We start from the raw sequence: 26,645 nt of genomic DNA on the forward strand, positions 1-26,645 counted from the left end.
GAGGCCGGTCCGTCGTGGTGACGGACCGGCCTCTCCCGGTGGGCGATACTGGGATCGAACCAGTGACCCCTTCGGTGTGAACGAAGTGCTCTCCCGCTGAGCTAATCGCCCGGGAACGGGTTGAACCATACAGGGCTTCGGGGCCCGGGTTCAAACTCGTCGCAGGTGGGCGGTGAGTCCGCGCCGTCCTCCTCGCATCATCAGGGCGTGGTTGGCCCGGAAGAAGGGGCGGCCGGGGACGGCGAGGAGGCGCAGCAGCCGGGCGCGGACCTCGACCTCCTGCTCGTACAGGGCGCGGGTGCCGGCGCCGTCGGCGGTGAGGGTCCAGCGGGCCCAGCCCTCCAGGTCGCCGTCGAGCCGGACCTCCAGGACGCGGGCCTCGGGGTCGTGGCGCAGGGCGCGGGCGGTGACGTGGAGGTCGTACGGGAGGACGGAGCGGAAGCGGGCGGTGCCGGTGGTGTCGGTGCGGGGGACGACGGCGCGGACCTGGGGCCACCAGAGGGGGTAGTCCTCGGCGCGGGCGAGGACGGCGTAGACGCGGTCGGGCGGGGCGGCGAGCCGCCAGACGCTGCGGAAGCGGTAACGGCACCAGTCCATGGGTCCAGTGTGGGTACTCGGGCCGGATCTGAGTAGCAGCGCGCATTCCCGGGGCGGGGATGCGACGCCACACTCCGGTCATGGACATGAAACTGCCTCCCGCCGAGGAGCTGCGGCTCGTCGACCTCGAGCTGTCCCGGCTCGACGCGCGGCGCGCCGAGCTGCTGGTCCGGCGGGCGCGGCTCCTGAGCGCGCTGTACCACCCCGCCCGGCCGCAGTCGCCGCCGTCGTTCCCCGGTGCCGGGCCGGTGCGGGAGACCTCGCCGCGCGGCGCGCAGAACGTGCTGCTGACGCTGGGCGGGACGCTCCTGGCGATCGCGGCGCTCGCGTTCACGCTGGTGAGCTGGGGGTCGATGGGGATCGCGGGGCGGGCGGCGGTGCTGCTCGTGGTGACGTCGGCGGCGCTGGCCGCGCCGGCGGTGCTGCTGCGCCGGGAGCTGGGGTCGACGGCGGAGGCGGTGGGCGCGCTCGGCCTGCTCCTGACGGTCCTGGACGCGTACGCCCTGCACCGGGTGGCGCTGCCGGGGGCGGACGGGCTCGGGTACGCGGCGGGCGCCTCCGCGGTGCTCGCGGCGGTGTGGGCGGGGTACGGGGGGCTGTCGCGGCGGTTGCGGCTGCCGTTCCCGGCGGCGGTGGTCGCGGCGCAGCTTCCGCTGCCGCTGGGCGCCGTGGCGGCCGGGGGTTCGCCGGTGGTCGTGGCGTGGGCGGCGGTGGTGACGGCCACCGCGGACGTGCTGCTCCTGGGGCGTCCGGTGGGGCCCGCGGTACGGATCACGGGGGCGTCGGCGGCGGGTGTGCTCGCGGCCTGGGCGCTGCTGACGGGCGGGGGGCTCTCGCTGACGGCCCCGTGGACCGGGGCTCCGCTGCTGCTCGGCTGCGCCGCGCTGTGTCTGGGCGCGGTGCGGGTGGCCCGTCCGGCGGCGGTCGCGCTCGCGGCGGTGGCGGGCCTGGCGGTGGTGGCGGCCGTGGGCGGACCGCTTCGGGCGGCCCTGCCACCGGAGTGGGCGGTGCCGGTGTACGTGGTCTGCGGCCTGGCGCTCGCGGCCCTGTGGCGTCCGGTCCGCGCGGGGTGGGTCCCCGAGGGGGTACGGGTCGGGTTCGGGCTCGCCGGGGGCGGGGTCGCGGCGCTCGGCGTGCTGTGGGCGCTGCCGCCGGTCGCGGTGGGCCTGCTGGGGCCGGCGGACCGGAGGGCGGGCGTCTGGTCCGGGGCGCACGCGGAACCGGTGCTCGGCGGCTACCCGGCGACGGCGGTCCTGGTGCTGCTGCTCGCCGCGGCCGCGGCGGCGACGGTCGGAGGGGTGTGGGGCCGGTGGGGCGCGGTGGCGCTCGGGTGGGCGCTGCTGATGGCGCTGCCGGTCTCCCTGGGGCTGTCGTACGGGGCGGGGCTCGCCGTCCGGCTGGTGGCGACCGCCGCCGCGCTGGCGGTGGCGGTGCGGCCGGGTTCGGTGGCCCGCGGCCCGTTCTCCTGGACGGGGCCGGCCGCCGGGCTCGCGGCGGCGGGCTCCGCGGTGCTCCTGGGCCTTGACGTGCGGGGGGCGACCTTCGTGGTGCTCGGGGTGCTCCTTGGACTGTTCACGGCGGCGGCCGTGCTCGGTGCGGGCGTGGTCCGCGAGGTGTCGGCCGGGGCGGCGGTGCTCGCGGCGGGTGGTCTTGTGGGCGCCGGGGCCGCGGCGGCGGGGCTCGCCCCGGCCACGGCCGGGCTGCTCCTGCTGCTCGTCCCGGCGGGCACGGCGGCCCTGGCGGCCCGGGTGCGCTCGGCGGCGGCCGAGGCGACGGGGGCGGCGGTGGGGGTGGTGGGCCTGGCCCTGACGGTGCCGCGTCCCGCGGTGCTCGCCCTGGCGCTGGCGCTGGGCGGGGTGGTCGCGGCGGCGACGGCGCTGCGGCCGGAGCGGCGGCGGGCGGTGTCGTGGCTCGCGGCGGCGCTGTTCCTGGGCGCGGCCTGGGTGCGGCTCGCGGTGTGGGGCGTGACGGTCCCGGAGGCGTACACGCTGCCGGTGACGGTCCCGGCGCTGGTGGTGGGGTTCCTGCGGCGGCGCCGGGACCCGGAGGCCTCCTCCTGGCTCGCGTACGGCCCCGGGCTCGCGACGACGCTGCTGCCGGCCCTGGTGGCGGTCTGGTCGGACCCGTACTGGTCGCGTCCGCTGCTCCTGGGGGCGGGGGCGCTGGCGGTGACGCTGCTGGGGGCGCGGTTCCGGCTCCAGGCTCCGCTGGTCCTGGGCGGGACGGCGCTGGCCCTGGTGGGGCTGCACGAGCTGGCGCCGTACGTGGTGCAGCTGGTGGGGGCGCTGCCGCGGTGGCTGCCGCCGGCGGCCGCGGGCCTGCTGCTGCTCGCGGTGGGGGCCACGTACGAGCGGCGGCTGCGGGAGGCGCGGCAGCTGCGGGACCGGCTGGCCCGGATGCGGTGACCGGGCCCCGGAAGGCCCGGGAAGCACCGGGAGACGCCGAGGGCCCGGAGACGGTGGTCGTCTCCGGGCCCTCGGTCCGGGTGGGCGATACTGGGATCGAACCAGTGACCCCTTCGGTGTGAACGAAGTGCTCTCCCGCTGAGCTAATCGCCCCGGCGCACCGCCAACATTACCGCATGTCAGCGGGGCTTCCGAACCACCCCGGGGTCACTCGTCGATCTTCCAGGGCATGACGAGGCCGAACTTCCACAGGTACCAGCCGAGCAGCGCGGCGATGATCACCAGGCCGATGGCGGTGAGGGTGATGTTGCGGCGCCGGACCTTGGGGTCGAGGGCGCGCTGGGCGGCCTCGGTGACCTTGCGCTTGGTCCAGCGGAGCACGATCTGCGCCCAGACGAACTCGGTGGCCCAGATCGCCATGCCGGCGAAGATGACGAGCCAGCCGGGTCCGGGGAAGACGAGCATGAGGACGCCCGCCCCGATCACGGCGAGTCCCACGATGAAGACGCCGACCTGCCAGCTCAGATGGAGGCTCCGGCGGGACTTGATGAACTCCGGCGCGCGGGATCCCAGTTCGGCCTTCTCGTCCTTCTCGTCGGCCGTGGGTCCGGGGGCTCGCTCGTCACTCTCCGCATTCATGGGGCCAATTTACCCGACACATCAGCCCCACCGGTATGGCGGTATTACCCAAAGTCACATGCCGCCGTCCGAGCTACCTGAACACTCACAAAAACGACAGAGGGGTTTACAACGGCACCGGAGGTGGCATGTCGATTTCGCCGACGTGCGAATCCCCGAGCGCACACTGAGCGAAAGGCCCTGGCGCTTATGAACACCGTGGTGAGCTGCGAGCTGCACCTGCGCCTCGTTGTGTCGAGCGAGTCCTCACTGCCTGTACCCGCGGGCCTGCGGTATGACACGGCTGATCCGTACGCCGTGCACGCCACCTTCCACACCGGAGCCGAGGAGACGGTCGAGTGGGTCTTCGCCCGCGACCTTCTCGCCGAGGGGCTGCACCGGCCCACCGGCACAGGCGACGTCCGAGTCTGGCCGTCACGCAGTCACGGCCAGGGCGTCGTCTGCATCGCGTTGAGCTCGCCGGAGGGCGAGGCCCTGCTGGAGGCCCCGGCGCGGGCCCTGGAGTCGTTCCTGAAGCGGACCGACGCCGCGGTGCCGCCGGGCACCGAGCACCGGCACTTCGACCTCGATACCGAGCTGTCCCACATCCTGGCCGACAGCTGAGCCAGGCCATGGGCCGCGTGTCGTCGTCTTGACTCGGGGAGACGGCGACGCGCGGACAGTCGTACAGCACGACCTCCGGCGTCCTCACCGCGCAGCCGGCGCGGTGAAGGGCGCCGTCGCGCTTTTCGGGGGCGCGCTAGAGTCGTCGGCAATCCGCGGGCGCCCGCCCGCGGCCGGCCAGGGAGCGAAGCGTGCTCATCCCCCACGACACCCGGATCGCCCTCGACACCGTGGTCGATCTGATGAACACCGCCGCGCAGGGCGACCGTGAGGACACGCTCACGGACCTCGACGCGCTCGGCGCCTTCGTGCGCGAGCACCGGATCAGCGACGTGGGCGAACTGGACGCCGGGGACCTGCGGGCCGTCCGGGAGGTGCGCGACCGCTTCGCCGCGGTCTTCTCCGCCCCCGACGCCCGGATCGCCGCCCCCCTGATCAACCAGCTGGTGGCCGCCGCCGGCACGACGCCGCAGCTCACCGACCACGACGGCTACGACTGGCACGTGCACTACTTCGCGCCGGGCGCCTCGGTCGCCGACCACCTGGCGGCCGACTGCGGGATGGCGCTCGCCTTCATCGTCGTCGCGGGCGAGCGCGAGCGGCTGCGCCGCTGCGAGGCGCCCGACTGCGGCCGGGCCTTCGTCGACCTCTCCCGCAACCGCTCCCGCCGCTACTGCTCCAGCCGGACCTGCGGCAACCGTCTGCACGTGGCCGCCTACCGGGCCCGCCGCAAGGAAGCCGCCGGCTGAGCCCACCCCTCGCCGTCCGCCTCACAGCACGTAGAGGTCGTGCAGGGCCGCCATCAGGAGCAGAGCCCCGATCACCGTCAGGAAGATCATCAGCGGTGGCTGCGACAGGGCGAAGAGGCAGCCCCTCGGCTCCTCGGCCGGAGCGTCGGCGGGGTCGGACTCGGCGGAGGCGGGGGCGGGTCCCCGCGAGGTATCCAGCATCTCGGGGGGATGATCGCGCACCGCGCACCCTGGAAAGGCCGAAAAGCGCCCCTCCACGGGGACGTTCATCCCTTTCCGTGGATCTCGGAACCACCGCCCGGTCGCGGCCGCGCAGGCAACGGCCAGAAGCAGTCAGATTCCGTGCTTCTTCAGAATCGCCTCGATATCGCTGAAGTCCTCGCCGGCGTCCGCGCCACGGGCCGCCGGGCCCGAGGAGGGCCGGGCCGTGGCGTTCCCGGATATGGCGTCCCGGCCCGGGGCGGGCGCCCCGGGCGCTACCGCCGGAGGCTCCGCTCCCCCGCCGGCCGCCTTCCGGCCGTTTCTGCGCCGCTCGACGCCCCGGGCCGTCACCAGGAGCAGCCAGGCCACGCCGAGCACGCCGAAGCCGGCCCAGGCGACCGGGCTGAAGGCGGTGTCGAAGGCCCACTCGACGGCACCGGTCATCACCAGCCCCAGCGGCACCAGCGCGTAGGCCGCGATCCGCGCCGCCGACAGGAACTTCTTGCGGTACGCCGTGATCGCGGCGATGCCCAGGCCCGCCGCGGACACCGCGGAGAAGATGGTCTCGGCGAGCATGCGGTCCTCCAGGTCCAGGGTGGTACGTCCCTTCCATCCTGCACCGCCCCGACCGCCGGAAGCCATGGTCCCGGCCCGGTCTCAGGGAGATCTCCGGGTCGCCCCGGACGGGATCTCCTCCTCAGGTCCCGGTGAGGTGCCGGGGAGATGTGGATTGGGGCCCGGGCGGCCCGGCTGGAAGACTGCCGCTCATGACTGACTCCACCACCGCCCCCGCCTCTCCCGTCGTCCTGGAGGCGTGGTTCGACCTCCAGTGCCCGGACTGCTTCCAGGCCCTCGACGACGTCCACACCCTGCGCGGGAAGTACGGCGACCGGCTCGACGTACAGCTGCGCCACTTCCCGCTGCCCAAGAACAAGCACGCCTACGCCGCCGCCCAGGCCGCCGAGGAGGCCTTCGCGCAGGGCAAGGGCTGGGCGTACGCGGAGGCGCTGCTCGCGCGGACGGCCGACCTGGCCGACCGGGGCGAGCCGGTGCTCCTGGAGGTGGCGGCCGGGCTCGGTCTGGACGCCGAGGAGTTCGACACGGCCCTCGTCGACGGCCGGCACCTGCTCGCGGTCGACGCCGACCAGGCCGAGGGCCAGGCCCTCAAGGTCACCGGCACCCCGACGTACGTCATCGGCGGGGAGCGCCTCGACGGCGGCAAGAGCCAGGAGGGCCTGCGGGCCAGGATCGAGGAGATCGCCGACCGCCTGCTGGCCGACTGAGTCCCGCGCCGGGGCGCGGGGGCTCAGAGCAGCCGCTTGGCACTGTTGACGTACGTGGTCCGGTAGCCGAGCGACTCGTACAGGCGGATCGCCGGGGTGTTGCCCGTGAAGACGTGCAGTCCGAGCAGGGTCTCCCCGGCCTCCCGCGTCACGCGTTCGGCGAGCAGCATCAGCGCCCGGCCGTACCCCTGGCCGCGCCGCTCCGCGCCGACCTCGATGTCGTAGACGTATCCGGCGCTCACGCCGGGCTCCAGCTCCCGCACCGCGGTCCAGACGTGGCCGACGACCTCTCCGCCGACGAGGGCGACGTGGATCGCCGTGCCGGGGCCGGCGAGCCCCCGGGGCAGCAGTTCTCGATGGCTCGCCTCCGCCTTGGCGCGGGCCTGCGCCTCGGGGACGCCCCGGTCGATCCAGTCCTGCGCGAAGGCCTCCCTGGCCCGGACCTCCCAGGCCGTGAACTCCTCCTCGGTCATCGACCGCACCGCGATGCCGGGCGGCAGCGCGGGCGTCTGCGCCGCGAGCTCCTTCAGCATGTTCCGACTGCGCTCGGTGTAGCCGAGGGCACGGGCCAGGCCGAGGGCGGCCGTCGCCTCGGCGGGGACGGATATCCGGACGTCCGAGCAACCCCAGCCGCGCAGCACCTCCTCGGCGGCGAGCGCCGCCACCGTCCCCCGCCCCCGGCCGCGGTCCGGCTCGTCGACCCACAGGCGTTCGATCAGTCCCACCACGGCTCCGAACTGCGGATCGGTGGCGAGGCGGACGGAGCCGACCCGGCGGCTGTTCACACAGATGTCGTAGGTGCGTGAACGGCCGCCGTCGGCGGAGCGCTGGAGCGGCTCGGACGGCCGCAGGGTGGTGGTCATCAGGGGTGTTCTACCCATCGGGGAGGCCCCCGTCATCCGGATTTACCCGAGCTTCGGGTCCCGGTCCGCGGCGGCCCGCTCCTCGAAGATCCGCATGGCCTTGGCGGTCACCGGGCCGGGGGCGCCGGCGAGTTCCCGGCCGTCCACGCGGTGGACGGCCTGGACGTCGCGGAGGGTCGAGGTCAGGAAGATCTCCTCGGCGCTCTCCAGGACCTCCAGCGGCAGGTCGGTCTCGGCGGCGCCGGTCCATTCGACGGCCAGCGCGCGCGTGATGCCGGCGAGGCAGCCGGAGGAGACGGGCGGAGTGTGGATCCGGCCGTCGAGGACGACGAAGACGTTGGAGCCGGTGCCCTCGCAGAGCTGTCCCACGGTGTTGGCGAAGAGCGCCTCGGACGCCCCCCGCTCACGCGCGCGGGCGAGGGCGACGACGTTCTCCGCGTACGAAGTGGTCTTCAGGCCCGTGAGGGCGCCGCGCTCGTTGCGGGTCCAGGGGACGGTGATCACGGCGGTGGTGTCGGGGCGGCGGGAGGTCGCGCCGACGGCGACGACGAGGCCGGGTCCGGTGTCGCCGCGCTCCGAGCCGAGCGGGGAGAGCCCGCCGGTGTAGGTGATGCGGAGCCGGCCGAGCTCCATCGGGTTGGCCGCCAGGACGGCGGCGCAGGCCCGGCGGACCTCGTCGAGGTCGGGGTCGGGCAGGCCGAGGCCGCGGGCGGACCGGGCCAGCCGCTCCAGGTGGAGGGTGAGGGCGAACGTTTCGCCGCGCTCGGCCTTGACCGTCTCGAAGACGCCGTCGCCGACGGTCAGTCCGTGGTCCAGGACGGAGACCCGGGCGGCCTCCTCGTCGTGCAGCCCGCCGTTGACCCAGAGTTTCATCGGGAGATGGCCTTTCCGCTCGCTTCGGGGACGTCCGCTGCCGGAGCGCCTGACGTGTGGGCGCCCGACGCTATCGCGACGAGGCGGGCGGCCTTCAGCTCGGTCTCGGCCCATTCCCGCTCGGGGTCGGAGCCCCAGGTGATCCCGGCGCCGGTGCCGAAGCGCAGGACGCCCTGGGGGCGGTCGATCCAGAAGGTGCGGATGCCGACGGCCAGCTCGCCGTGGCCGCTGTCGGCGTCCACCCAGCCGACGCCGCCGCAGTACGGGCCCCGGGGCGCGGTCTCCAGGGCCTCGATGATCCGCAGGGCGCTGGACTTGGGAGCGCCGGTGACGGAGCCCGGCGGGAAGGTGGCGGCGAGCAGCTCGGGCCAGCCGGCGTCCTCGCGCAGCACCCCGCTGACGGTGGAGACGAGGTGGACCAGGCCGGGGTGCTCCTCGATCTCGCAGAGGGCGGGGACGGCGACGGAGCCGGTCTCGCAGACACGGCCGAGGTCGTTGCGGACCAGGTCCACGATCATGACGTTCTCGGCGTGGTCCTTGGGCAGCAGGTCGTCGGCGGTCCGGCCGGTGCCCTTGATGGGGCCGGAGGAGACCCGGCCGCCCTCGCGCCTGAGGTACAGCTCGGGCGAGGCGGTGGCGAGCTCCACGCCGTGCGCGGGCAGCCGGATGGTCCCGGCGTACGGGGCGGGGTTGCCGGCCGCGAGGAGGGCGGTGAGGGCGTCGACGTCGGCGCCGGCCGGATCGGGCAGCGGCGCGCTCATCACCCGGCAGAGGTTCGCCTGGTAGACCTCGCCGCGCGCGATGTGCTCGCGCACCTTCCGTACGCCCGCGGTGTACGCGGCGCGGTCGAGCGACGACGTCCAGTCGCCGGGGCGGGGGCCGCGCCACGCGCCGGGTACGGCGGCGGGCACCGGTGCCCTGCGGACGTCTCCGAAGCGGGCGCAGGTGAGCCGGCCCTCGAAGTCGGCGCAGACGGCCCAGAAGCCGGCGGAGTCCAGTGCCCCGGGGTCGTGGGTGACGTCCCGGAGATCGGTCGCGACGAGGCCGCCGAAGCGGGCCAGGGGAGCAAGGTCGTACACGGATCGAGTCTAGGCCGCGCCCTCCGGACCACGCCGGGCTCGCGGCGCCCGGCACGGGCGGCGGCCCGGGGGACACGGCGGGTGACCGGCGCGGAAGCCCTCGCCGGGGTGTCCCGGGCGCCCCTCCGGTCCCGCCCGTGACGCCGCTCCGGCGGCCGTTCCGGTGCCGTGCTCGGGCCGCACCTCGGCAAGCTGCGGAAACGCGTTTTTGTACTGGGCGAGGAATCCGCTAAAGTTCAACACGTCGCCGGGACGCGGAAGCGAAACGGAAACGACAAGCGGACGTGGCTCAGTTGGTAGAGCATCACCTTGCCAAGGTGAGGGTCGCGAGTTCGAATCTCGTCGTCCGCTCGAGTGGGGGGATCTTCCCGAACCCCCTGTGACACTCCTGGTGGAGTGGCCGAGAGGCGAGGCAACGGCCTGCAAAGCCGTCTACACGGGTTCAAATCCCGTCTCCACCTCCAAGGACGATTAGCTCAGCGGGAGAGCGCTTCCCTGACACGGAAGAGGTCACTGGTTCAATCCCAGTATCGTCCACTGGACCCTCGGGTCCTGGATCTTCGGATCCCCCGCGCGATTAGCTCAGCGGGAGAGCGCTTCCCTGACACGGAAGAGGTCACTGGTTCAATCCCAGTATCGCGCACGCAGTACCAGGCAGTAACCACGCCTCCGGGTGTGTCCCGCGCGATTAGCTCAGCGGGAGAGCGCTTCCCTGACACGGAAGAGGTCACTGGTTCAATCCCAGTATCGCGCACCAGATCATGAAGCCCCCGGCCGCAGCTCGCGGCCGGGGGCTTCGTCGTGCGCCGCGCGCGTGACGGCGGCCGTCGGCCCGGGCCCGTACGCGACGGGCCCGGGCCGGCGGAAGGGCTCAGGAGGAGAAGAGCATCCGGCCGAAGCCGCCCTTGCGGTAGTGACCGTGGTGGCCGCCGTGGTGGTGGCCGCCGTGCGGGGCGCCCCAGGCGGGCGCGGCGGGGGCGGGCTGGGCCGGGTAGGCGGCCGGCGGGGCGGGCGGGGCCTGCTGGGTCCACTGGGACTCCAGGCGGGTCAGGGCCTCCAGCTCGCCGTAGTCCAGGAAGATCCCGCGGCAGCCGCTGCACTGTTCGATCTGGACGCCGTTGCGGTTGTACGTGTGCATCGCCGCATGGCACTTGGGACACTGCATGCTCGGCTCAACTCCCTGCCGTTGCCGTTCGAATGGTGGCTTCACCTTAGGGGGACGCGGTGGAGGGCGGGACGGTTCGGGCCCCCGCGATCCGGGCGCAGGTGTCGATCATCACGCCCTCGACCTCGTCGAGGGCCCGCCGCTCCGCCGTGGACTTGGCGAGCGCCAGGGCGGCGGTCTGCACGGTCAGGGCCCGGGCGGGCAGATCGAGCCGCGCCCACGGGTCCGCCCCCGTCGCCGTCCCGGTCGCCGGGCCGCCCGCCGCCTCGTACGCGCCGAGGAACCGCGACCACACCTCCGCCGGGAGCAGCCCCGCGGCGAACCAGGCGGCGGGCCTGGCCAGGTCCCAGGCGGGGTCGCCGAGTCCGGCGTCGTCGACGTCGATGAGCCGCCAGTCGCCGCGGAAGTCCCGGACGAGCTGCCCGAGATGGAAGTCGCCGTGGCAGAGGTACGCGCGCGTGCCCCCGGTCTCCGCTTCGGTAACGGTCCGCCAGGCGGCGAGGACGGTCGGGGCGGCCGGGTGGTCCGGTGCGGCGCGGAGCATCCGCCCGACCGCCAGGGCCGCCTTCTCGGGCGCGCGCATCGCGGGCAGGGGGGCGGCGGGGTCCGTCGGCGGCGGAGTGCGGTGGAGCAGGGCGAGGAGCCGGGCCGCCTCCTCCCAGGGGGCGGCGGCGGGGTCCTCCGGGTCGACCGGAGGCCCGTACGGCCAGACCGTCACAGGGCGACCGGACACGCGCTCCGGGCGGGGCCCGGGGACCGGCGGGAGGAGGATGCCGCCGAGGTCCGGGTGGCGGGCGAGCGCGAGGCGGGCCGTGTGCGGGGCGTCGTCGGTGCCGGGGGTGTGCGCCTTGGCGACGAGCCCGCCGTGCCGGACGACGGTCCCGTCCTCCCGGTCCGCCAGGACCCCGACCGCCCCGGGGTCGCACCGGCAGGCCTCCTCGCCGTGCACGGCCCGGCGGGCGATCAGAGCGAGCGTCCCGAGCACGTCGCCGGGCGGCGGCGCCGGGTCCTGGGGTGCGGTCTCCGCGAGGTCCATCCGGTGAGCCTACGCGGCAGGGAGGTACGCGAAGGGGCCGGTCGGCTCCCCGGCCGACCGGCCCCCGCGCTGTCGTCCGCCGCACCCCCGTCCCCACGGGGCTGTCGGCCGATGTCCCGGCCCGGGCCGCTCTCCCGGGCCCGGGGCGCCGCTCAGCGCCCCAGCACCACGCCCACGGACGACGCCTGTGTGACCACTGCCTCCCAGCCGCCGAAGACGACGACGAGCAGGGCCGCGAGAGGAAGGACCATGGCGGTGGCCACCAGGGGGTGACGGCGTCCCGCGGGGCGGGGGGTCGGCCGGTGTGCCGTGTGGGCCATGGTCCTCTCCTGTCGTTTCTGTCTTTCTGGTTCCCGGTGCGGCGGGCGCGTGTTCCTCGGGGGACGAGAGCCGCGCCCACCGCATGACCTCAACAGTAGGGAGCCGGGAGGGCCGGGGCGTCATGCCCGCGTACCGGCTTCCGGGCCTACGGGAGGATGACACCGGTCCTCCGCGAGTACTCCCCTGGGTGGAGACGGGGGCGCGCGCATGGGGGTCTTCCCGGAGGGGACGCGCCCCCGCGCCCCCGGGACGGAGGCAGGGGTGACATGGGTCACGTACGACGGGGAACGGGACCGGACGGGGAGGCGGGACGGCCCCGGAGCGGGGGGAGTTGTCCGGGCGGGGAGGTCAAGTGGACTGCCGGGGGCGGGCGTTGGCGGGGCCTGCGGGGCCGTGCGGGGCGGCGGTACCCCTCAGCACTGACAATCGATGCCGGCGGGAGGGCGCGGCCTATGAGCGCCCGGGGGCGGCACTACGTAAGCTGTGCCCCGTCGAACGGACGAGGGGACGGACATGGCGATGATGCGGCTCCGGCGCGAGGATCCGCGGGTCGTCGGGGCGTTCCGGCTCCACCGCAGGCTGGGCGCCGGAGGGATGGGGGTCGTGTACCTCGGCTCCGACCGGCGCGGTCAGCGGGTGGCGCTGAAGGTGATCCGGCCGGATCTGGCCGAGGACCAGGAGTTCCGGTCGCGGTTCGCCCGTGAGGTGTCGGCGGCCCGGCGGATCCGGGGCGGCTGCACCGCCCGGCTGGTCGCCGCCGACCTCGACGCCGAACGGCCCTGGTTCGCCACCCAGTACGTGCCCGGCCCGTCGCTGCACGACCGGGTCGCCGAGGAGGGCCCGCTGCGGGCCGCCGACGTGGCCTCGATCGGTGCCGCGCTGTCGGAGGGGCTGGTCGCCGTCCACGAGGCCGGGGTCGTGCACCGGGACCTGAAGCCGTCGAACATCCTGCTCTCCCCCAAGGGCCCCCGGATCATCGACTTCGGGATCGCCTGGGCCACCGGGGCCAGCACCCTCACCCACGTCGGCACCGCGGTCGGCTCCCCCGGCTTCCTCGCGCCCGAGCAGGTGCGGGGCGCGGCCGTCACCCCGGCGACCGACGTCTTCTCGCTCGGCGCCACCCTCGCGTACGCCTCGATGGGCGACTCCCCCTTCGGGCACGGCAGTTCCGAGGTCATGCTGTACCGCGTGGTGCACGAGGAGGCGCAGCTCCAGGGGGTGCCGGACGCGCTCGCGCCGCTGATCCGGGCCTGTCTGGCGAAGGACCCGGAGGACCGGCCCAGCACGCTCCAGCTGTCGATGCGGCTCAAGGAGATCGCGGCCCGCGAGGCGCAGGGGCTGCCGGCCGCCCGGCCGCCGGCCCCGCGCGAGCGGACCGAGGAGCGCGGCACGCTGCGGCCGACCGAGCGGTACACGGAGCGGGACACGCGGGGCCGGGAGCCGGAGCGCGCGGCGGGCAGGGAGCGTGGTCCCGCGCCGTCATCGCGGCCCTCGGCGCCCGGTCCCCGTACCGGCGGTTCCCGCGTTCCGCAGGCGCGGCCCGGGACCCGGCCGGGGGCTCGGTCGACGTCCACCGGCCGCCGTCCGGCCAATCCGCGGCTGCTGCGCCAGCGGCTCGTCGTCTTCGTGGTGGTGACGCTGGTGGTGGCGCTCGGCATCGCCGCCGCCCAGGCTCTCCAGGGCTGATCCCGGCCGCACGGCGTAGGGCCGCGCTACAGGGTCGAGCGGCGCAGGGTGAGGCGTACCGTGCCGTCCTTGTCGGTCTCCTCGGTGACGACGTCGTAGCCGTTCTCCTCCGCGAAGGACAGGGCCGTCTCGTGCCCGTACGCGCTCGTCAGCCTGCGCAGCCATGCCGCGCCGTACCGGCGGCGGTCGTACTCGCTGACGACGGCCTGGAAGCTGCCGTCGGGGGTGAGGGCGAAGCCGATGTCGTTGCTGGCGGAGCCCACGTGCTTCCGGCGGATGATCACTTCGGCGGTCTGGCTGCGCCGGTCGCCCTGGTAGCCGTAGAGGGGCTGGGGTGCGTCGTGGCTCTCGACGTGTGCGAAGCCGAGCTTCCGCAGGGCCCGTACCAGTGTCTTCCGGTCGCGCAGGGTGGTGCGGACCCGGGTGTAGTGGGACATGGGACTCCTCGCTGCCGTGTCAGGAAAGCCGGACGATGGGCTGCCGGTCCAGGACCCAGACACGGCGTTCCAGGTCGAAGGCCGAAGCGGTCAGGCGCTTGTGGGCGTCGATGCGGAACTCGACGCGGAACCGGTCGGTGCCCGCGGTGGCGGGCGGGTCCGCTTCGAGGAAGGTCGGGTTGTCCTCGTTCAGCCACAGCTGGGACTGCTCCTGGCGGTGCTGTGCGGTGACGGCCATGGTGCGGGCGCCGCCGTCGGCGTCGAAGACGATCTCCAGGTCCGCGCCGGCGTCGCGGTAGGTGGCGTGGGCGAGTTCGTAGACGGCGAGGCCCAGGTTGCGCTGACCGTCCCGGACGGCCTTGACGGTGAGCGTGCGGACCGGCTCGGGGGTGGGGTACTCGCTGCCGGCGCGGACGAGCGTCTCGAACTCGTACCCTCCGGTGTCGCGGTTGACGTGGCGGATGGCGTAGTCGTGCTGGATGTGGTCGTGGAGCTCGTAGCCGCCGGCGATGCCCGCCGCGCCGGCGGCCACGGCCTCCAGCGGGCGTTCGAGGCGGAGGACGTCCGGGGGGAACTGGAAGCGCAGCACGTCCTGGACGGCCGGGATCAGGCTGGATCCGCCGACCAGGAACACCTGGGCGATCTTCTCGGCGGGGTAGCCGAGCGCGGCGGCGCTGTCCAGGGTCTTGCGCAGGGCCCTGCCCACGCGGCCCAGGACGTCCTTCTCCCGGAGCAGGGCCACGAAGTCGTCCCGGGAGAGCTCGGCGCGGTACCGCTCCCCGCTCAGCGGGTCCTCGGCCTCGACCGTGGCCGTGGTGGCGTGGGTGAGGGTGGTCTTGGCGGCTTCGGAGGAGCGGAGGAGCTGCCGGAAGACCCGGTTGTACGTGGCCGTGTCGCCGAGCGGCACACCGGTGAGGTCGGCGACGTGCTCGGCGACGAGTGCGTCGATGTGGTTGCCGCCGAGGTCGGCGCCGGCCTTGGCGATGGCCCGGACGCCGGCCCCGCCGGAGGCGTCGGGTTCCTGCACGCGCACCACGGAGATGTCGAGGGTGCCGGCGCCGAAGTCGAAGACCATGAAGGCGTCGCCGGGGCGGAGGCGGGCGCTGTAGCCGACGGCGGCGGCGGTGGCCTCGTCGACCACGCGCAGCCGGCTGAGGCCGGCGGTCTCGCTGACCTCGCGCACCAGCCAGTCCCGGTAGGTGTCGAAGGCCTCGACGGGGGCGGTCGCGACGATCTCCAGGTCGCCCTCGCCGACGGCGAGGCTCGCGGCGGCCATGACGTCGCTCAGGAACTGGGTGGCCGCCTCCCGGTTGCTGAGCTTCCGCGCGCCCACCGTCCGGGGGACGTCGACGGCCTGTCCTGTGACGCTGCTCTTGGTGGACTGGAAGACCGCGACCCGGGGGTCGTCGAGGAGGGCCGGGTTCTGGGTGACGCCTGCGCCGGTCCAGCGGCGTTCTCCGTCGGCCGTGAAGGCGATCAGGGACGGAATGACGCGCTGGTGGACGCCGCCGCTGCCGTCGCGCAGCAGGTCGAGGCCCTCCAGCGGGATGGGTTCGCCGCGGTCCAGGGCGTGGTCCCAGCGGGCGACCACCGTGTTGGCCGTGCCGAAGTCGATGCCGATACGGGTTGTCATGGGTCGGATGGCTCCTCACGCCGGTCTCGTGGCTGCCGGTCTCACAGGCTGATGTCGTACTCGCCCGCGGTCAGGGTGCCCACATCGCCGATCTCGATGTCGAAGCGGAAGCGGTACTCCAGCAGGCCGTGCATCAGGTCCAGGAACGTGCGGGCGGCCTGCTCCAGTTCGCCGCCGGAGGAGCGGGCGGCGGCCACGACGCCCAGATCGGCGGGGACGCAGGACACCAGGGGGCGGTCGATCAGGGCGGGCAGGTTCCAGGCGCGCAGGTCGTAGAGGTCGGTGTGGCCCTCGTCGTAGCCGACGGCGAGGAACTCGCCCCGGGGGGAGAGGTGGGCGCTGGTGGCCTTCAGCCGCTGTGCCGCGGCCTGTTCCCAGGTGTCGGACTCCCACCGCAGTTCGAGGTCGTCCGCGTCGAGGATGACCCTCCGGCCGGTGCGTTCGACGACGAGGACCTCGTTCCGGGCGGGCAGCGCTTCGAGTCCGAAGAGCCGGGCCGCGTTGTGGGGGCCGGGGACGAGGGCGTCCCCGTGGCGGCGTACCAGTTGTACGGTGCCGCCCTTGCTGGCCACGACCAGGGTGTCCTGTCCGGTGAAGACGGCGCGGCCGGTGATCGTCCCGTTCTCCCCGCGGGCCAGCACCTTTCCGGCCGTCGCGTCCGTGAGGACCAGTTCTCGGGCGAGGACCGCCAGGCGGCCCGAGGCGAGGTGGGCGGTGAGGGCGCGGGGCCAGTCCCGCTTCGGGTCCAGGCCCAGCTTCTCCACCGGTACCCGCTCGATCTCCCCGTCGGGCGCTCCCAGGAGAAGGGCGCCCCGGCGGGTGCCGGCCGCGAAGGCGCCGTCCGTTCCGCGCAGGGCGAGGGAGGTGACCGGTCCTTCCTCCTGGTGCAGGAGTTCGGTGCTTCCGCGGGAGCAGCGCACCGTCCGGTGGGGCGCCAGGTGGGTGTTGCTGCGTTCGGCGGCGACGAAGGAGCCCTTGCCGGTGTGCAGGACGTGCCCCACCGAGGAGTTGAAGGCGTCGTAGCGCTCGGCCAGCCGGCCTTGGGTCAGGTCGATGACGCCGGCGACCTGTCTGGTTCCGGCGACGGCCAGGAGCGGGGCGTCGGGGGCGAAGGAGACCGAGTTGACCCGGCCGTCGAACCGGATGCGGCTCTGCCTCCGCATGAGGGGCCAGGTGTCCCGGAGGCCGGCGGCCGCGACCCGTACGCCTGCCGGATCCGCCCGGCGCAGCAGCTCGAAGACCCGTCGGCCGTCCTCGTCCCGTGGCGCCCAGCCGTCGAAGAGGCGCATGAAGCCGAGGCCGGCGGTCAGCGCCACGTCCTGTACCAGAGCCCACAGCCGCGGCCACTCACGGCGTTCCGCGAGCTGCCCGGCCAGGTAGGAGAGTTCGGCCTCCGTCATCTCCGGGATGCGGGTGCGGCGGTCGGTGCCCACAAGGACGCGGGCCAGGTCCAGGCCACCGGCGGCGCGCATGGCCTTCTGCAGCCGGCTTCGGGTCTCCTGGTCGGCCGAGGCGTAGGCCAGTTCGAGCAGGCGGCCGTCCGGGTCCATGCCCCGGTACTGGTCGAGCTGTTCGGTCAGCAGGAAGAACAGCACCCGCCGGACGGGGTCCCTGGGCGCGAGGCGCCGCTCGGCGCAGAACGCGACCAGGGCGCGGTCGGCGAGGGCGGCGTCGCAGAGGGCTTCCACCAGGTGCGGGGTGAGCGCCGCCAGGATCGCCCGGCGGGCCAGCTCGCCCAGGGGATGGCCGGTGTGGGTGGCGGCACGGAACAGCACCGCGCGGGAGGACGGGTCCGCGGCCAGCCGCCGGGGATCCGGTTCGACGACGATGAGGCTCCGCGCGCGCTCGGGTTCCTTGCGGGCCGGGCGCCCCCAGGCCGACAGGGCCGTCAGGAGCCGCTCGTCGGCCGACCGCAGCCAGGCCCCCCACAGCTGGTCGAGGGCGGGAGCGGGCGGAGCCTTCGGGTTCCGCAACAGGGGAGGCGCGAGGGGCGAGGAGCGCATGGCGGAGGAGACGGCCCGGAAGGACTCGGGCTCCCGCACCACGGAGGGCACGACGGTACGCCACAGCGCCTCCAGCAGCGGTCCTTCCGCCGTCGCGCAGGTCTCCTCCGCGGCGCCGCGGATCGCGGGGTCGGGGTCGCCGAGGAGCGCCTCGGCCTCCGCCGCCTGCTCCGGGGGCCAGAGCTCGGACAGCCGGCCGTGCAGGGCCGCCGTCCACAGCAGGGCGCGCCCGCCCGAGGCCAGCGCACCGGACTCCAGCACCACGTGGCGGAGCTCCGGGGCGCGGGACTCGGCCCACCGGTCGGCGATCAGGCGGCCGGCGTCCTCGTGCCGTGGGTGCTCCCGGTCCCGTGCCGTCCGGCACAACAGCGCCAGAGCGTGCCGGTCGTCCCGCTCGGCGGCCGTGGTCAGCCGGTGCCAGGCCCGCTGTGCCCGCCACCGCCGCCACGCGTCTCCGCCCGGCCGGGCGGAGACGTCCAGCCATCGTTCGGCCCGCCGCTCACCGGTGCGACCTGATCCCGAAGAGCCGGTTCTTGAAGGGCCCGTTCCCGAAGACTCTGCTCCCGAAGTCACGGCCTAGGCCAGTTCCAGCCGGACCTGCGCCTCGGCGGCGCGTCCCGCCTCGGCGAACGAGGCCGACTGGGCGCGGCCCTCGCTCAGCCACACCCGCAGGTTCTCGATGGCCTCCCGCTGCGAACGGCTGAGCGGCACCAGCCGCCCGATCGCCTCGGCGATGTCGTCGGTGGTGATGTCCCGCTCCTCGGCGAACGCCCGGTACATCGCGTCGACGACCACCTGTTCCAGCTCGGCGCCCACACAGCCGTCCGAGAGCCGCGCCAGCCGCACGACGTCGAACCGGGCGGGGTCCCGGCGGCGTTTGCGGAGGTGGACGGTGAGGATCTCCCGGCGCTCGGCCTCCGTGGGCAGGTCGAGGAAGAAGACCTCGTCGAAGCGGCCTCGGCGCAGCATCTCCGGGGGCAGGGTGCTCACGTCGTTCGCCGTGGCGACGACGAAGACCGGTTTGGTCTTCTCCTGCATCCAGGTGAGCAGGGTGCCGAGCACGCGCTGCGAGGTCCCCGAGTCGCTGCTGCCGCCGGCGGCGAGCGACTTCTCCAGCTCGTCGACCCACAGCACGCACGGCGCCACGGTCTCGGCGAGGTTCAGCGCCTGCCGGATGCGTTCCTCCGACTCGCCCACGAGGGAGCCGAACACCGCGCCGACGTCGAGCCGCAGCAGCGGCAGCCGCCACATGCCACTGATCATCTTGGCGGTCAGGCTCTTGCCGGTCCCGGGGATGCCGATCAGGGCCAGGCCCTTCGGGGCGGGCAGTCCGTAGGCCGCCGCCTCGTCGCCGAAGGCCCGCTCGCGCAGCGTGAGCCACCGCTTGAGGGCGTCCAGACCGCCGATGTCGTCCGGGGTCTCCTCCGGTGCGGTGAACTCGAGGGCCTGCGACGCGCGGATGACCGCCTTCTTCTCGGCGAGGACCGCGCCGATGTCCTTCTCGTCCAGCACCTGGTCGCGCACGATCGCCTTGGCGAAGGCCCGCCGCGCCTGCGTCGAGGTGAGGCCCAGGGCCGCCTGGGCGAGCCGGGACATGCCCTGCGGGGTCAGTTCGCTGCGTACGCCGCTGGTCGAGGTGATCATCCGGTCCAGTTCGGCCCGCAGGGCCTCCGCGTCCGGCAGCGGCAGGTCCAGGACCACGGCGTCGTCGTTGAGTTCGCGGGGGACGTCCCGTACGGGGGTGGTCACCACGAGCGACGAGCCCGTGTACACCAGGTCGTGGGCGAGGTTGCGGAGCTTGCGCCGGACGACCGGGCTCTTCGACCAGAACTCGTGGAAGTCCTTGAGGACGTAGAGGTCACGCCGTTTCGGGGCGGCCTTCACCATCTCGGCGATCTTCTCCAGCGCCTTCTCCGGAACGGGCGCCTGGGGCATGGCGCGCTTGGCCGCGGAGCGGAACTCGCCCGCGATGTCCCAGCTGACCAGGTCGCCGGAGGCGTCCCGCGCCGTACGGACCCGCTCCAGGACGTCGAGGGCACGCTGCTCCTCCACGGTCACCAGCACCAGCAGCGGCACGCGGGCCCGCAGGTAGAGACCGATCTCGTTCTCGATGGTCACCGTGGACCGCCCTCCCAGCCGTGCATTCCCGTCAGGGTGATCGAGCCGTCGGCGCCGATCACCAGCTCGGCCTCCGGCACGCCGAGGAGGTCCTCGGGCGTGTACCGGCCGGTCCGGGCCCAGTACTCCTTGTTCGCCGAACCGCGCAGCCCGGCCCCCAGCCGGAGCCGCGCGTTGTAGCGTCCCGCCACGAGCAGGTCGACGTCCGCGACGGCCGCGGTGCGCAGGGGGTGGCTCTCCACCTCGGCGCGGGTGAAGCCGGTGAGGACGATGATCCCGAGCCGTGTCCTCCGCCGGATGGCGCGGCAGAACGCGGCTACGGCACCGGGCTGTTCCAGCGGCTCCCCGCCGGTGAGGGTCACCCCCTCGACGCCGTCGGTGCCCGCCGCCTCGTCGACCAGGTCCTCCACCCGCCGGGCAGGCGCCGCGCGCGGGTCGTGCGTCTCCGGGTTGAAGCAGCCGGCGCAGGCGAGGGAGCAGCCCTGGCTCCACACCACGAACCGCAGGCCGGGTCCGTTCGCGGCGCTCCGCGCCAGCGTCGAGTGAACCCGCCAGAGCGGGGCGGTGCCCGCGGGGCCGTCCGCTAGTGCCACAGCTGGTCGTGCTGTTCTTCGCCGGTCTCCACGTAGGCCTCGGCCGTGAGTTCCCGGGACTCCACGTCGCCGCCGAGCCGGTCGACCAGCGCCTGGGTCCGCTCCAGGCAGGCCATGCCCTCCGCGCCCCGGACGTGCATCTCGACCCGGCCGTCCGGCCGGACCGTCACTTCGAGGAACTCATCGGCCACGATCCCCCCCTAGATCCGCCTCTGCCCGACCCCCCGGTCAAGTGAGAGAAATATAGTCCATCCCTCTCACGGCGTGTCAGAAACGCTGTGGAATCAGGCAGATGGGCGGGTGGCGTAGAAGGCCACGGCGGAGGCGGCGGCCACGTTGAGGGAGTCCACCCCCGCGGCCATGGGGATCCGGACCCATTCGTCGGCGGCGCGCAGGGCCTCGACCGACAGTCCCTCGCCTTCGGTGCCGAGCATCAGGGCCAGCTTCTCGTGCCGGAGGGCGGCCAGTTCGTCGATCGTGATCGACTTCTCCGAGAGGCACAGGGCGGCCGTCACGAAGCCCTGCTCGCGGAACAGCTCGATGTCCGCGGGCCAGGAGGTCAGCCGGGTCCAGGGGACGTGGAAGACCGCGCCCATCGACACCTTCACGGACCGCCGGTAGAGGGGGTCGGCGCAGCGGGGGGTGAGGAAGACGGCGTCCACGCCCAGGGCGGCCGCGTTGCGGAAGGCGGCCCCCAGGTTCGCGTGGTCGACGATGTCCTCGAAGAGGGCGACGCGCCTGCCGGAACCCGTGGGCGGCTCCTCGCCGGTGCCGGCGAGGAGTTCACCGGCGGCCGGGAGCGGCTTGCGCTGCATGGAGGCGAGGGCGCCGCGGTGCACGTGGTAGCCGGTGACGCGTTCGGCGAGGTCGGGCTGGACCGCGTACACCGGGGCGGGAACCTCGTCGATGACGTCGCGCATGACGTCGACCCACTTGGCGGAGAGCAGCATCGACCGCATCTCGTAACCGGCCTGCCTGGCACGGCGGATGACCTTCTCGCCCTCCGCGATGAACAGCCCCTCGGCGGGTTCGCGCCGACGGCGCAGCTCGACGTCGGTCAGGCCGGTGTAGTCGTGGAGGCGGGGGTCGTCGGGGTCGGTGATCGTGATGAGTTCGGCCACGGGGTGATACTGCCTTGTCCGGGGAGTGGTGCCAATGCCGGGGGGCGGGCGGGTGCCGCCCCTCCCCCGGCGGGTGGGTGTCGGGCCTCAGCGGGTGAGCTTGTCCGGGCCTTCCGCGACCACCGGTCCGATCACGATGACGGCCGGCGGGCGGACCTCCCGCTCCTTCACCACGTCGGCGACGGTGGCGAGGGTGGCGTCCACCCGGCGCTGGGCGGCGGTGGTGCCCTCCTGGACGAGCGCGAGGGGGGTGTCGGGGGCCTTGCCGTGGGCGATCAGCGCCTCGGCGATCTTTCCTATCTTGTCGACGCCCATGAGGATCACCAGGGTGCCGGTCAGCTTGGCGAGCGAGGCCCAGTCGACGAGCGAGCGCGGGTCGTCGGGGGCGACGTGGCCGCTGACGACGGTGAACTCGTGGGCGACGCCCCGGTGGGTGACCGGGATGCCGGCGGCGCCGGGCACCGAGATGGAGCTGGAGATACCGGGCACGACGGTGCAGGCGATGCCCTCGGCGGCGAGCGCCTGCGCCTCCTCCATGCCCCGGCCGAAGACGAAGGGGTCGCCGCCCTTGAGGCGGACGACGGACTTCCCGGCCTTGGCGTGCTCGATCAGCGCGTTGTTGATGGCCTCCTGGGCCATGAAGCGGCCGTACGGGATCTTCGCCGCGTCGATGACCTCGACGTGCGGCGGCAGTTCGTCCAGGAGGTCGCGGGGGCCGAGCCGGTCGGCGATGACGACGTCGGCCTCGGCGAGCAGCCTGCGGCCGCGGACGGTGATGAGGTCGGGGTCGCCGGGTCCGCCGCCGACGAGGGCGACGAAGGGGGTGCGGGCGCGCTGGGCGGGCGCGGCGAGGGAGCCGTCGCGCAGGCCGTCCAGGATCGCGTCGCGGACGGCGGCCGAGCGGCGCGGGTCGTGGCCGGTGAGGACGGCGACGGTGACGCCGTCGCCGCGGCCGGTGGCCGGGGTCCAGGCGGTGGCGGCCTCGGCGTCGTCGGAGCGGACGCACCAGACGCGGGCGCGCTCGGCCTCGGCGGAGGCGGCGGCGTTGGCGGCCGGGTCGGTGGTGGCGACGAGCGCGTACCAGGCGTCGGCCAGGTCGCCGTCCTCGTACCGGCGGCGGACCCAGGTGAGCTCGCCGGTCTCGGCCATGGCCTCCACGGAGGGGGTGGCGGAGGGGGAGATCAGGGTGACGTCGGCGCCGGCGGCGATGAGGGCGGGCAGGCGGCGCTGGGCGACCGTGCCGCCGCCGAGGACGACGACGCGCCGGCCGGCGAGGCGGAGGCCGACGGGGTAGGCGGGGTGCTCGGCGTGCTGGGCCATGTGCGGGCGGCTCCTCGGACGGGGGCTTGCGGGGCCGCTGCGGCGGTGAAGCGGCTGGTGGGGTGGGCGATCGCCTTGTGACCACGATATCGGTGACGCGGCGTGGGCACCCTGTGACCCTTGTCCCTCGGGGCAGGTCCGGGGGAGGGCGGGCATGGCGCGGCCCCGGTGCCGCCTCCCTCGGGGGCGGCGGCGCCGGGGCCGTACGGGCTACTTCTCGGTGACGCCCGCGGAGTCGAAGGTCGCTACCTCGTGCATCGCGCGGGCCGCGCTCTGCACCAGCGGGAGGGCCAGCAGGGCGCCGGTGCCCTCGCCGAGGCGGAGGTCCAGGTCGACCAGGGGGCGCAGGCCCAGCTTGTTGAGCGCGGCGACGTGGCCGGGCTCGGCGCTGCGGTGGCCCGCGATGCAGGCGGCCAGCGACTCGGGGGCGATGGCGCGGGCGACCAGGGCGGCCGCGCCGGTGGAGACGCCGTCGAGGATCACCGGGGTACGCAGCGAGGCGGCGCCCAGGATGAAGCCGACGAGGGCCGCGTGCTCCAGGCCGCCGATCTGCGACAGGACGCCGATCGGGTCGGCCGGGTCCGGCTTGTGCAGGTCGAGGGCGCGGCGGACCACGTCCACCTTGCGGGCGTGGGTCTCGTCGTTGATGCCCGTGCCGCGGCCGGTGACCTCGGCCGGGTCGGCGCCGGTGAAGACGGAGATGAGGGCGGCGGACGCGGTGGTGTTCGCGATGCCCATCTCGCCGGTGAGGAGCGCCTTGTTGCCGGCCGCGACCAGGTCGCGGGCGGTCTCAATGCCGACCTCGATCGCGGCGACGGTCTCCTCGCGGGTCATCGCGAGGCCGGTGGTGAAGTCGCCCGAACCGGCGCGGACCTTGCGGGGCAGCAGGCCGGGGGTGGCGGGCAGCTCGGTGGCGACGCCCACGTCGACGACGCAGACCTCGGCGCCGACCTGGTTGGCGAAGGCGTTGCAGACCGCTCCCCCGCCGAGGAAGTTGGCGACCATCTGGCCGGTGACCTCCTGCGGCCAGGGGGTGACGCCCTGGGCGTGCACGCCGTGGTCGCCGGCGAAGATCGCGACGGCGGCGGGCTCGGGGATCGGCGGCGGGCAGGCCCGGGAGAGGCCGCAGAGCTGCGCGGAGATGATCTCCAGCATGCCGAGCGCGCCGGCCGGCTTGGTCATCCGCTTCTGCCGCTCCCACGCCTCGCCGAGCGCCTTGGCGTCGAGCGGGCGGATGGCGGCGACGGTCTCCTGGAGCAGGTCGTGCGGCTCCTCGCCGGGCAGGGCGCGGCGGCCGTACGTCTCCTCGTGGACGACCCAGGCGAGCGGGCGGCGCTTGGACCAGCCCGCCTGCATCAGCTCGGGCTCGTCCGGGAACTCGTCGACGTAGCCGACGCAGAGGTACGCGACGACCTCCAGGTGCTCGGGCAGGCCGAGGACGCGGACCATCTCGCGCTCGTCGAAGAAGCTGACCCAGCCGACGCCGAGGCCCTCGGCGCGGGCGGCGAGCCACAGGTTCTCGACGGCGAGGGCCGAGGAGTACGGGGCCATCTGCGGCTGCGTGTAGCGGCCGAGGGTGTGCCGGCCGCCCCGGGTCGGGTCGGCGGTCACCACGATGTTGACCGGGGTGTCGAGGATGGCCTCGATCTTCAGTTCCTTGAACTGCTTCGCGCGGGCCTTCGGCAGCGACTTGGCGTACGCCTCGCGCTGCCGCTGGGCCAGCTCGTGCATGGTCTGCCGGGTCTCGGCGGACCGGATGACGACGAAGTCCCAGGGCTGCGAGTGGCCGACGCTGGGGGCCGTGTGGGCGGCCTCCAGGACGCGGAGCAGCACCTCGTGCGGGATGGGGTCGGGGCGGAAGCCGTTGCGGATGTCGCGGCGCTCGCGCATCACGCGGAGCACGGCCTCGCGCTCGGCGTCGTCGTAGCCGGGCGCGGCGGGGCGGGCCTCGGCCTCGGCGGGCGCCTCCGGCTGCGGGGCGTCCTCGGCGACGACCGGGATCTCCTCGGCGACGGCCATGACGGGGGCCTCCGCGGGCACCTCGGCGGAGGCGTCGGCGAACGGCTCGGCGGGCGCGGGCGCGGCGGGCTCCTCCGCAGCAGCCGGGGCGTCGGCCACGGGCTCCTCGGGGGCCACGGGCTCCTCGGCCCGGACCGGCTCGGCGGGCTGCTCGGCGGCGGGGGCCTCGGGCACGGCTTCGGCGGCCGGGGGCTCGGGGGCGGCCTCGGGCTGCGGGGCTTCCGCCGCCGGGGCGTCGGGCGCGTTCTCCGTGGTCGCCGCGGTCTCCGCCGGTACGTCGGCGGGCGCGGCTGCCTCCACGGCCTCGGCGACCGGCTCCTGAGGCTGCGCCTCGGGGGCCTGCGCCTCAAGAGCCTCGGCGGGCTGCTCCGTCACGGGCGCGGGCGCCTCGGCGGGCACGACGGCCTCCGGCGCCACGGCCTCGACCACGGCCTCCGGCTCCGGCTCGGCGGTGGGCTCGCTCTCGCGCGGGGCGGGGACGGCGGTCTCGGGGGCCGGGGGCTCGACGGCCTCGGCCACGACCGGCTCAGCGGCCTCGGGCGCGACCGGCGCGGCGGGCTCGACGCTCTCGGGCGCCACGGCCGCGTCGGCTTCGGCCACGGGCTCGGGCTCGGGCTCAGCGACCGGGGTCCCGGCCGCCGGGGTCGGCGTCGGGGCGGGCTGTCCGGCGGTCGGGAGGGAGCCCTCGACCGGCACGAAGCCGGTGCTCTGCGGGACGACCGTTTCTGCCGGGGCCTCGGCGGGCGCCGGGGGTTCCTGCGGCTGCGCGGTCCAGGGCTCGGCGCCCTGCGGGGCCGTCTGCTGGTCCTGCGCGATCTCGAAGTACTCGGGCCCGGTGGTGGGCGGTCCCGGGGTCCGTACGGGAACGGGCGCGGGGGCGGTGGCCACCAGGGGCTCGGGGGCGGGCGCCGGGACCGGCTGCGGGGCGGGCACCGGCGCGGCCGGACCACGGTCGGCGAGGGAGCGCACGACGCCGCCGGTGGCGGTCTCGGGGACCGGCGGGCCCATGTGGAGCGGGCGGCGCGCCGGGGCGGCGGGCGCGGCCTGCGGCATGCGGACGCCGCCGAGGTCGACGGAGCCGGAGTCGCGGCCGGCGGCCTCGTGGGCGCCGGTGTCGAGGATGCCCGGCTCGTAGCCGTGGGCGGTGGCGACGGGCTCCGGGACGACGGGGACACCGTGCGCGGGGGTGCCGACCGGGGGCTGCGGCGCGAGCGGCACGCCCTGCGGCGGGGTGGCGCCGGCCGCGGGGACGCCGTGCGGCGGGGTGCCCTGGGCCGGGGCGGTGAGCTGGTCGGCGAGGACGGGGCCGTCCGGCAGCGGGCCGGTGAGGGGGTCCGGCATGGGCCCGGTGAGCGGGTCCGGCAGCGGGTCGGTGAGCGGGTCGCCCATCGGGGCGGCGGCCTGCGGCACCGCGCCGGGGTCCTGGGCGGCGCCCTCGGGGGCGCCCTGCGGCGGGACCACGGGCGGCGGGGCGGGGACGGCGATCGGCGGGGCCGGTACGGCGCCGGGGGGCTGCTCGCTCCAGGCGCCCTGGGCGCCCGGCATCAGGAGCATGTCGTCGTCCTCGGGGAGCTGCCCGGGGGTGGTGCCGGAGGGGTCCAGGAAGGTGTACGCGCCCGGTGCGGGGATGCCCGGCTGCTCCACCATGCCTGCGTTCTCCGGCAGCCCCTCGCCCGGGACCTGGCCGGTGTCCGTCATGCGTACCCCTCGCCCATCGTTGTGTTCGTTCAGAGCTGCGCCCGTCAACGAGAACGAGCGCGTGCGCCGCGCGGCACGGAGGCACGTCGACACCCAAGCATTGTCGCGGCCCTCGCCCATCGTGGCAGGCGGTTCCGCCACGGTGCGCTGTGGACTGCGCCACGTCGCGCGGTCCCCCCGGTGTCCCGTACGCCGGTGACCGC

Annotated in this window: 24 protein-coding genes and 7 tRNA genes; 10 read left to right on the forward strand and 21 right to left on the reverse strand. The window is 74.8% G+C overall.

Going from position 1 to position 26,645, the window contains the following annotated elements:
- Nucleotides 1-39: 39 nt before the first annotated feature.
- Nucleotides 40-111: transfer RNA gene (locus QK442_RS10440), tRNA-Val, on the reverse strand.
- A gap of 39 nt (nucleotides 112-150) precedes the next feature.
- Nucleotides 151-597 (reverse strand): SRPBCC family protein, encoded by a 447-nt coding sequence (locus QK442_RS10445; RefSeq protein ID WP_282693599.1) that lies wholly within the window; start codon nucleotides 595-597, stop codon nucleotides 151-153.
- Between the two features lie 80 nt (nucleotides 598-677).
- Between QK442_RS10445 and QK442_RS10450 the strand changes: the two genes are divergently transcribed.
- Nucleotides 678-3,002 carry a hypothetical protein gene (locus QK442_RS10450; RefSeq protein WP_282693600.1) on the forward strand — a complete coding sequence of 775 codons (2,325 nt, stop codon included), beginning with the start codon at nucleotides 678-680 and terminating at the stop codon, nucleotides 3,000-3,002.
- Nucleotides 3,003-3,083: 81 nt separating this feature from the next.
- Here QK442_RS10450 and QK442_RS10455 read toward each other — a convergent pair.
- Together QK442_RS10455 and QK442_RS10460 are read right to left on the reverse strand one after the other, a co-directional pair.
- Nucleotides 3,084-3,155 (reverse strand) — tRNA-Val (locus QK442_RS10455).
- 54 nt (nucleotides 3,156-3,209) lie between these two features.
- Nucleotides 3,210-3,641 (reverse strand): TIGR02611 family protein, encoded by a 432-nt coding sequence (locus QK442_RS10460; protein ID WP_282693601.1) that lies wholly within the window; start codon nucleotides 3,639-3,641, stop codon nucleotides 3,210-3,212.
- Between the two features lie 189 nt (nucleotides 3,642-3,830).
- On the opposite strand from QK442_RS10460, the gene QK442_RS10465 reads away from it, so the two are divergent.
- The gene (locus QK442_RS10465; RefSeq protein WP_030493555.1) at nucleotides 3,831-4,244 is read left to right on the forward strand and encodes an SsgA family sporulation/cell division regulator; all 414 of its coding nucleotides are present in this window, start codon (nucleotides 3,831-3,833) and stop codon (nucleotides 4,242-4,244) included.
- 191 nt (nucleotides 4,245-4,435) lie between these two features.
- Entirely contained in the window at nucleotides 4,436-4,993 is a 558-nt protein-coding gene (locus QK442_RS10470; RefSeq protein ID WP_282693602.1) for a CGNR zinc finger domain-containing protein, read from the forward strand.
- A gap of 21 nt (nucleotides 4,994-5,014) precedes the next feature.
- Here QK442_RS10470 and QK442_RS10475 read toward each other — a convergent pair whose 3' ends face one another.
- Together QK442_RS10475 and QK442_RS10480 are read right to left on the reverse strand one after the other, a co-directional pair.
- Nucleotides 5,015-5,194 carry a hypothetical protein gene (locus QK442_RS10475; protein WP_282693603.1) on the reverse strand — a complete coding sequence of 60 codons (180 nt, stop codon included), beginning with the start codon at nucleotides 5,192-5,194 and terminating at the stop codon, nucleotides 5,015-5,017.
- 132 nt (nucleotides 5,195-5,326) lie between these two features.
- On the reverse strand, nucleotides 5,327-5,770 hold the full coding sequence (locus tag QK442_RS10480) for a hypothetical protein (protein WP_282693604.1): 444 nt from the start codon (nucleotides 5,768-5,770) through the stop codon (nucleotides 5,327-5,329).
- A 191-nt stretch (nucleotides 5,771-5,961) separates the two neighbouring features.
- On the opposite strand from QK442_RS10480, the gene QK442_RS10485 reads away from it, so the two are divergent.
- Nucleotides 5,962-6,477, forward strand: a complete 516-nt coding sequence (locus tag QK442_RS10485) for a DsbA family protein (protein WP_282693605.1) — start codon at nucleotides 5,962-5,964, stop codon at nucleotides 6,475-6,477.
- Nucleotides 6,478-6,500: 23 nt separating this feature from the next.
- On the opposite strand, the gene QK442_RS10490 is transcribed toward QK442_RS10485, so the two are convergent.
- From QK442_RS10490 to QK442_RS10500, 3 genes are read right to left on the reverse strand one after another with little or no spacing between them, the layout of a single operon-like run.
- Nucleotides 6,501-7,340: a GNAT family N-acetyltransferase gene (locus tag QK442_RS10490; RefSeq protein WP_282693606.1), complete on the reverse strand. Its 840-nt coding sequence runs from the start codon at nucleotides 7,338-7,340 to the stop codon at nucleotides 6,501-6,503.
- A 42-nt stretch (nucleotides 7,341-7,382) separates the two neighbouring features.
- Nucleotides 7,383-8,213: an aminodeoxychorismate lyase gene (locus QK442_RS10495; RefSeq protein ID WP_282693607.1), complete on the reverse strand. Its 831-nt coding sequence runs from the start codon at nucleotides 8,211-8,213 to the stop codon at nucleotides 7,383-7,385.
- The gene (locus tag QK442_RS10500) at nucleotides 8,210-9,292 is read right to left on the reverse strand and encodes a chorismate-binding protein (protein WP_282693608.1); all 1,083 of its coding nucleotides are present in this window, start codon (nucleotides 9,290-9,292) and stop codon (nucleotides 8,210-8,212) included. Before QK442_RS10500 ends, QK442_RS10495 begins: the two co-directional genes overlap by 4 nt.
- 278 nt (nucleotides 9,293-9,570) lie before the next feature.
- Here QK442_RS10500 and QK442_RS10505 point away from each other — a divergent pair.
- From QK442_RS10505 to QK442_RS10525, 5 genes are all read left to right on the forward strand, one after another.
- A tRNA-Gly gene (locus QK442_RS10505) sits at nucleotides 9,571-9,643 on the forward strand.
- A 39-nt stretch (nucleotides 9,644-9,682) separates the two neighbouring features.
- Nucleotides 9,683-9,756, forward strand: a tRNA-Cys gene (locus QK442_RS10510).
- A gap of 1 nt (nucleotide 9,757) precedes the next feature.
- Nucleotides 9,758-9,829 (forward strand) — tRNA-Val (locus tag QK442_RS10515).
- 34 nt (nucleotides 9,830-9,863) lie between these two features.
- Nucleotides 9,864-9,935 (forward strand) — tRNA-Val (locus QK442_RS10520).
- A gap of 39 nt (nucleotides 9,936-9,974) precedes the next feature.
- A tRNA-Val gene (locus QK442_RS10525) sits at nucleotides 9,975-10,049 on the forward strand.
- 114 nt (nucleotides 10,050-10,163) lie between these two features.
- Here the strand turns inward: QK442_RS10525 and QK442_RS10530 are convergent.
- From QK442_RS10530 to QK442_RS10540, 3 genes are all read right to left on the reverse strand, one after another.
- Nucleotides 10,164-10,457 carry a zf-TFIIB domain-containing protein gene (locus tag QK442_RS10530; RefSeq protein ID WP_282693609.1) on the reverse strand — a complete coding sequence of 98 codons (294 nt, stop codon included), beginning with the start codon at nucleotides 10,455-10,457 and terminating at the stop codon, nucleotides 10,164-10,166.
- A 46-nt stretch (nucleotides 10,458-10,503) separates the two neighbouring features.
- The gene (locus QK442_RS10535) at nucleotides 10,504-11,493 is read right to left on the reverse strand and encodes a phosphotransferase (RefSeq protein ID WP_282693610.1); all 990 of its coding nucleotides are present in this window, start codon (nucleotides 11,491-11,493) and stop codon (nucleotides 10,504-10,506) included.
- A 152-nt stretch (nucleotides 11,494-11,645) separates the two neighbouring features.
- The gene (locus QK442_RS10540) at nucleotides 11,646-11,813 is read right to left on the reverse strand and encodes a hypothetical protein (RefSeq protein WP_282693611.1); all 168 of its coding nucleotides are present in this window, start codon (nucleotides 11,811-11,813) and stop codon (nucleotides 11,646-11,648) included.
- A 514-nt stretch (nucleotides 11,814-12,327) separates the two neighbouring features.
- Between QK442_RS10540 and QK442_RS10545 the strand changes: the two genes are divergently transcribed.
- Nucleotides 12,328-13,500: a serine/threonine-protein kinase gene (locus QK442_RS10545; RefSeq protein ID WP_282693612.1), complete on the forward strand. Its 1,173-nt coding sequence runs from the start codon at nucleotides 12,328-12,330 to the stop codon at nucleotides 13,498-13,500.
- A gap of 26 nt (nucleotides 13,501-13,526) precedes the next feature.
- On the opposite strand, the gene QK442_RS10550 is transcribed toward QK442_RS10545, so the two are convergent.
- The 9 genes from QK442_RS10550 to cobT all read right to left on the reverse strand — a co-directional run bounded on the left by QK442_RS10550 (nucleotide 13,527) and on the right by cobT (nucleotide 26,442).
- On the reverse strand, nucleotides 13,527-13,937 hold the full coding sequence (locus QK442_RS10550; protein ID WP_282693613.1) for a DUF1257 domain-containing protein: 411 nt from the start codon (nucleotides 13,935-13,937) through the stop codon (nucleotides 13,527-13,529).
- Nucleotides 13,938-13,956: 19 nt separating this feature from the next.
- On the reverse strand, nucleotides 13,957-15,570 hold the full coding sequence (locus tag QK442_RS10555) for an Hsp70 family protein (RefSeq protein ID WP_282693614.1): 1,614 nt from the start codon (nucleotides 15,568-15,570) through the stop codon (nucleotides 13,957-13,959).
- Nucleotides 15,571-15,611: 41 nt separating this feature from the next.
- Nucleotides 15,612-17,939: a hypothetical protein gene (locus QK442_RS10560; protein ID WP_282693615.1), complete on the reverse strand. Its 2,328-nt coding sequence runs from the start codon at nucleotides 17,937-17,939 to the stop codon at nucleotides 15,612-15,614.
- A 210-nt stretch (nucleotides 17,940-18,149) separates the two neighbouring features.
- Complete coding sequence (locus QK442_RS10565) at nucleotides 18,150-19,691, reverse strand: AAA family ATPase (RefSeq protein ID WP_282693616.1); 1,542 nt, start codon at nucleotides 19,689-19,691, stop codon at nucleotides 18,150-18,152.
- Nucleotides 19,688-20,284, reverse strand: coding sequence for a 4Fe-4S single cluster domain-containing protein (locus tag QK442_RS10570; protein WP_282693617.1), 597 nt, complete (start codon nucleotides 20,282-20,284; stop codon nucleotides 19,688-19,690). Before QK442_RS10570 ends, QK442_RS10565 begins: the two co-directional genes overlap by 4 nt.
- Nucleotides 20,275-20,475, reverse strand: a complete 201-nt coding sequence (locus QK442_RS10575) for a DUF2997 domain-containing protein (RefSeq protein WP_282693618.1) — start codon at nucleotides 20,473-20,475, stop codon at nucleotides 20,275-20,277. Before QK442_RS10575 ends, QK442_RS10570 begins: the two co-directional genes overlap by 10 nt.
- Nucleotides 20,476-20,568: 93 nt before the next feature.
- Nucleotides 20,569-21,405, reverse strand: coding sequence for an RNA methyltransferase (locus QK442_RS10580; protein ID WP_282693619.1), 837 nt, complete (start codon nucleotides 21,403-21,405; stop codon nucleotides 20,569-20,571).
- Between the two features lie 87 nt (nucleotides 21,406-21,492).
- Complete coding sequence (gene cobA, locus QK442_RS10585; protein ID WP_282693620.1) at nucleotides 21,493-22,725, reverse strand: uroporphyrinogen-III C-methyltransferase; 1,233 nt, start codon at nucleotides 22,723-22,725, stop codon at nucleotides 21,493-21,495.
- 210 nt (nucleotides 22,726-22,935) lie between these two features.
- The gene (gene cobT / locus QK442_RS10590) at nucleotides 22,936-26,442 is read right to left on the reverse strand and encodes a nicotinate-nucleotide--dimethylbenzimidazole phosphoribosyltransferase (protein WP_282693621.1); all 3,507 of its coding nucleotides are present in this window, start codon (nucleotides 26,440-26,442) and stop codon (nucleotides 22,936-22,938) included.
- Nucleotides 26,443-26,645: the final 203 nt, after the last annotated feature.

The organism is Streptomyces sp. CC208A, from assembly GCF_030010625.1.
Lineage (GTDB): Bacteria > Actinomycetota > Actinomycetes > Streptomycetales > Streptomycetaceae > Streptomyces.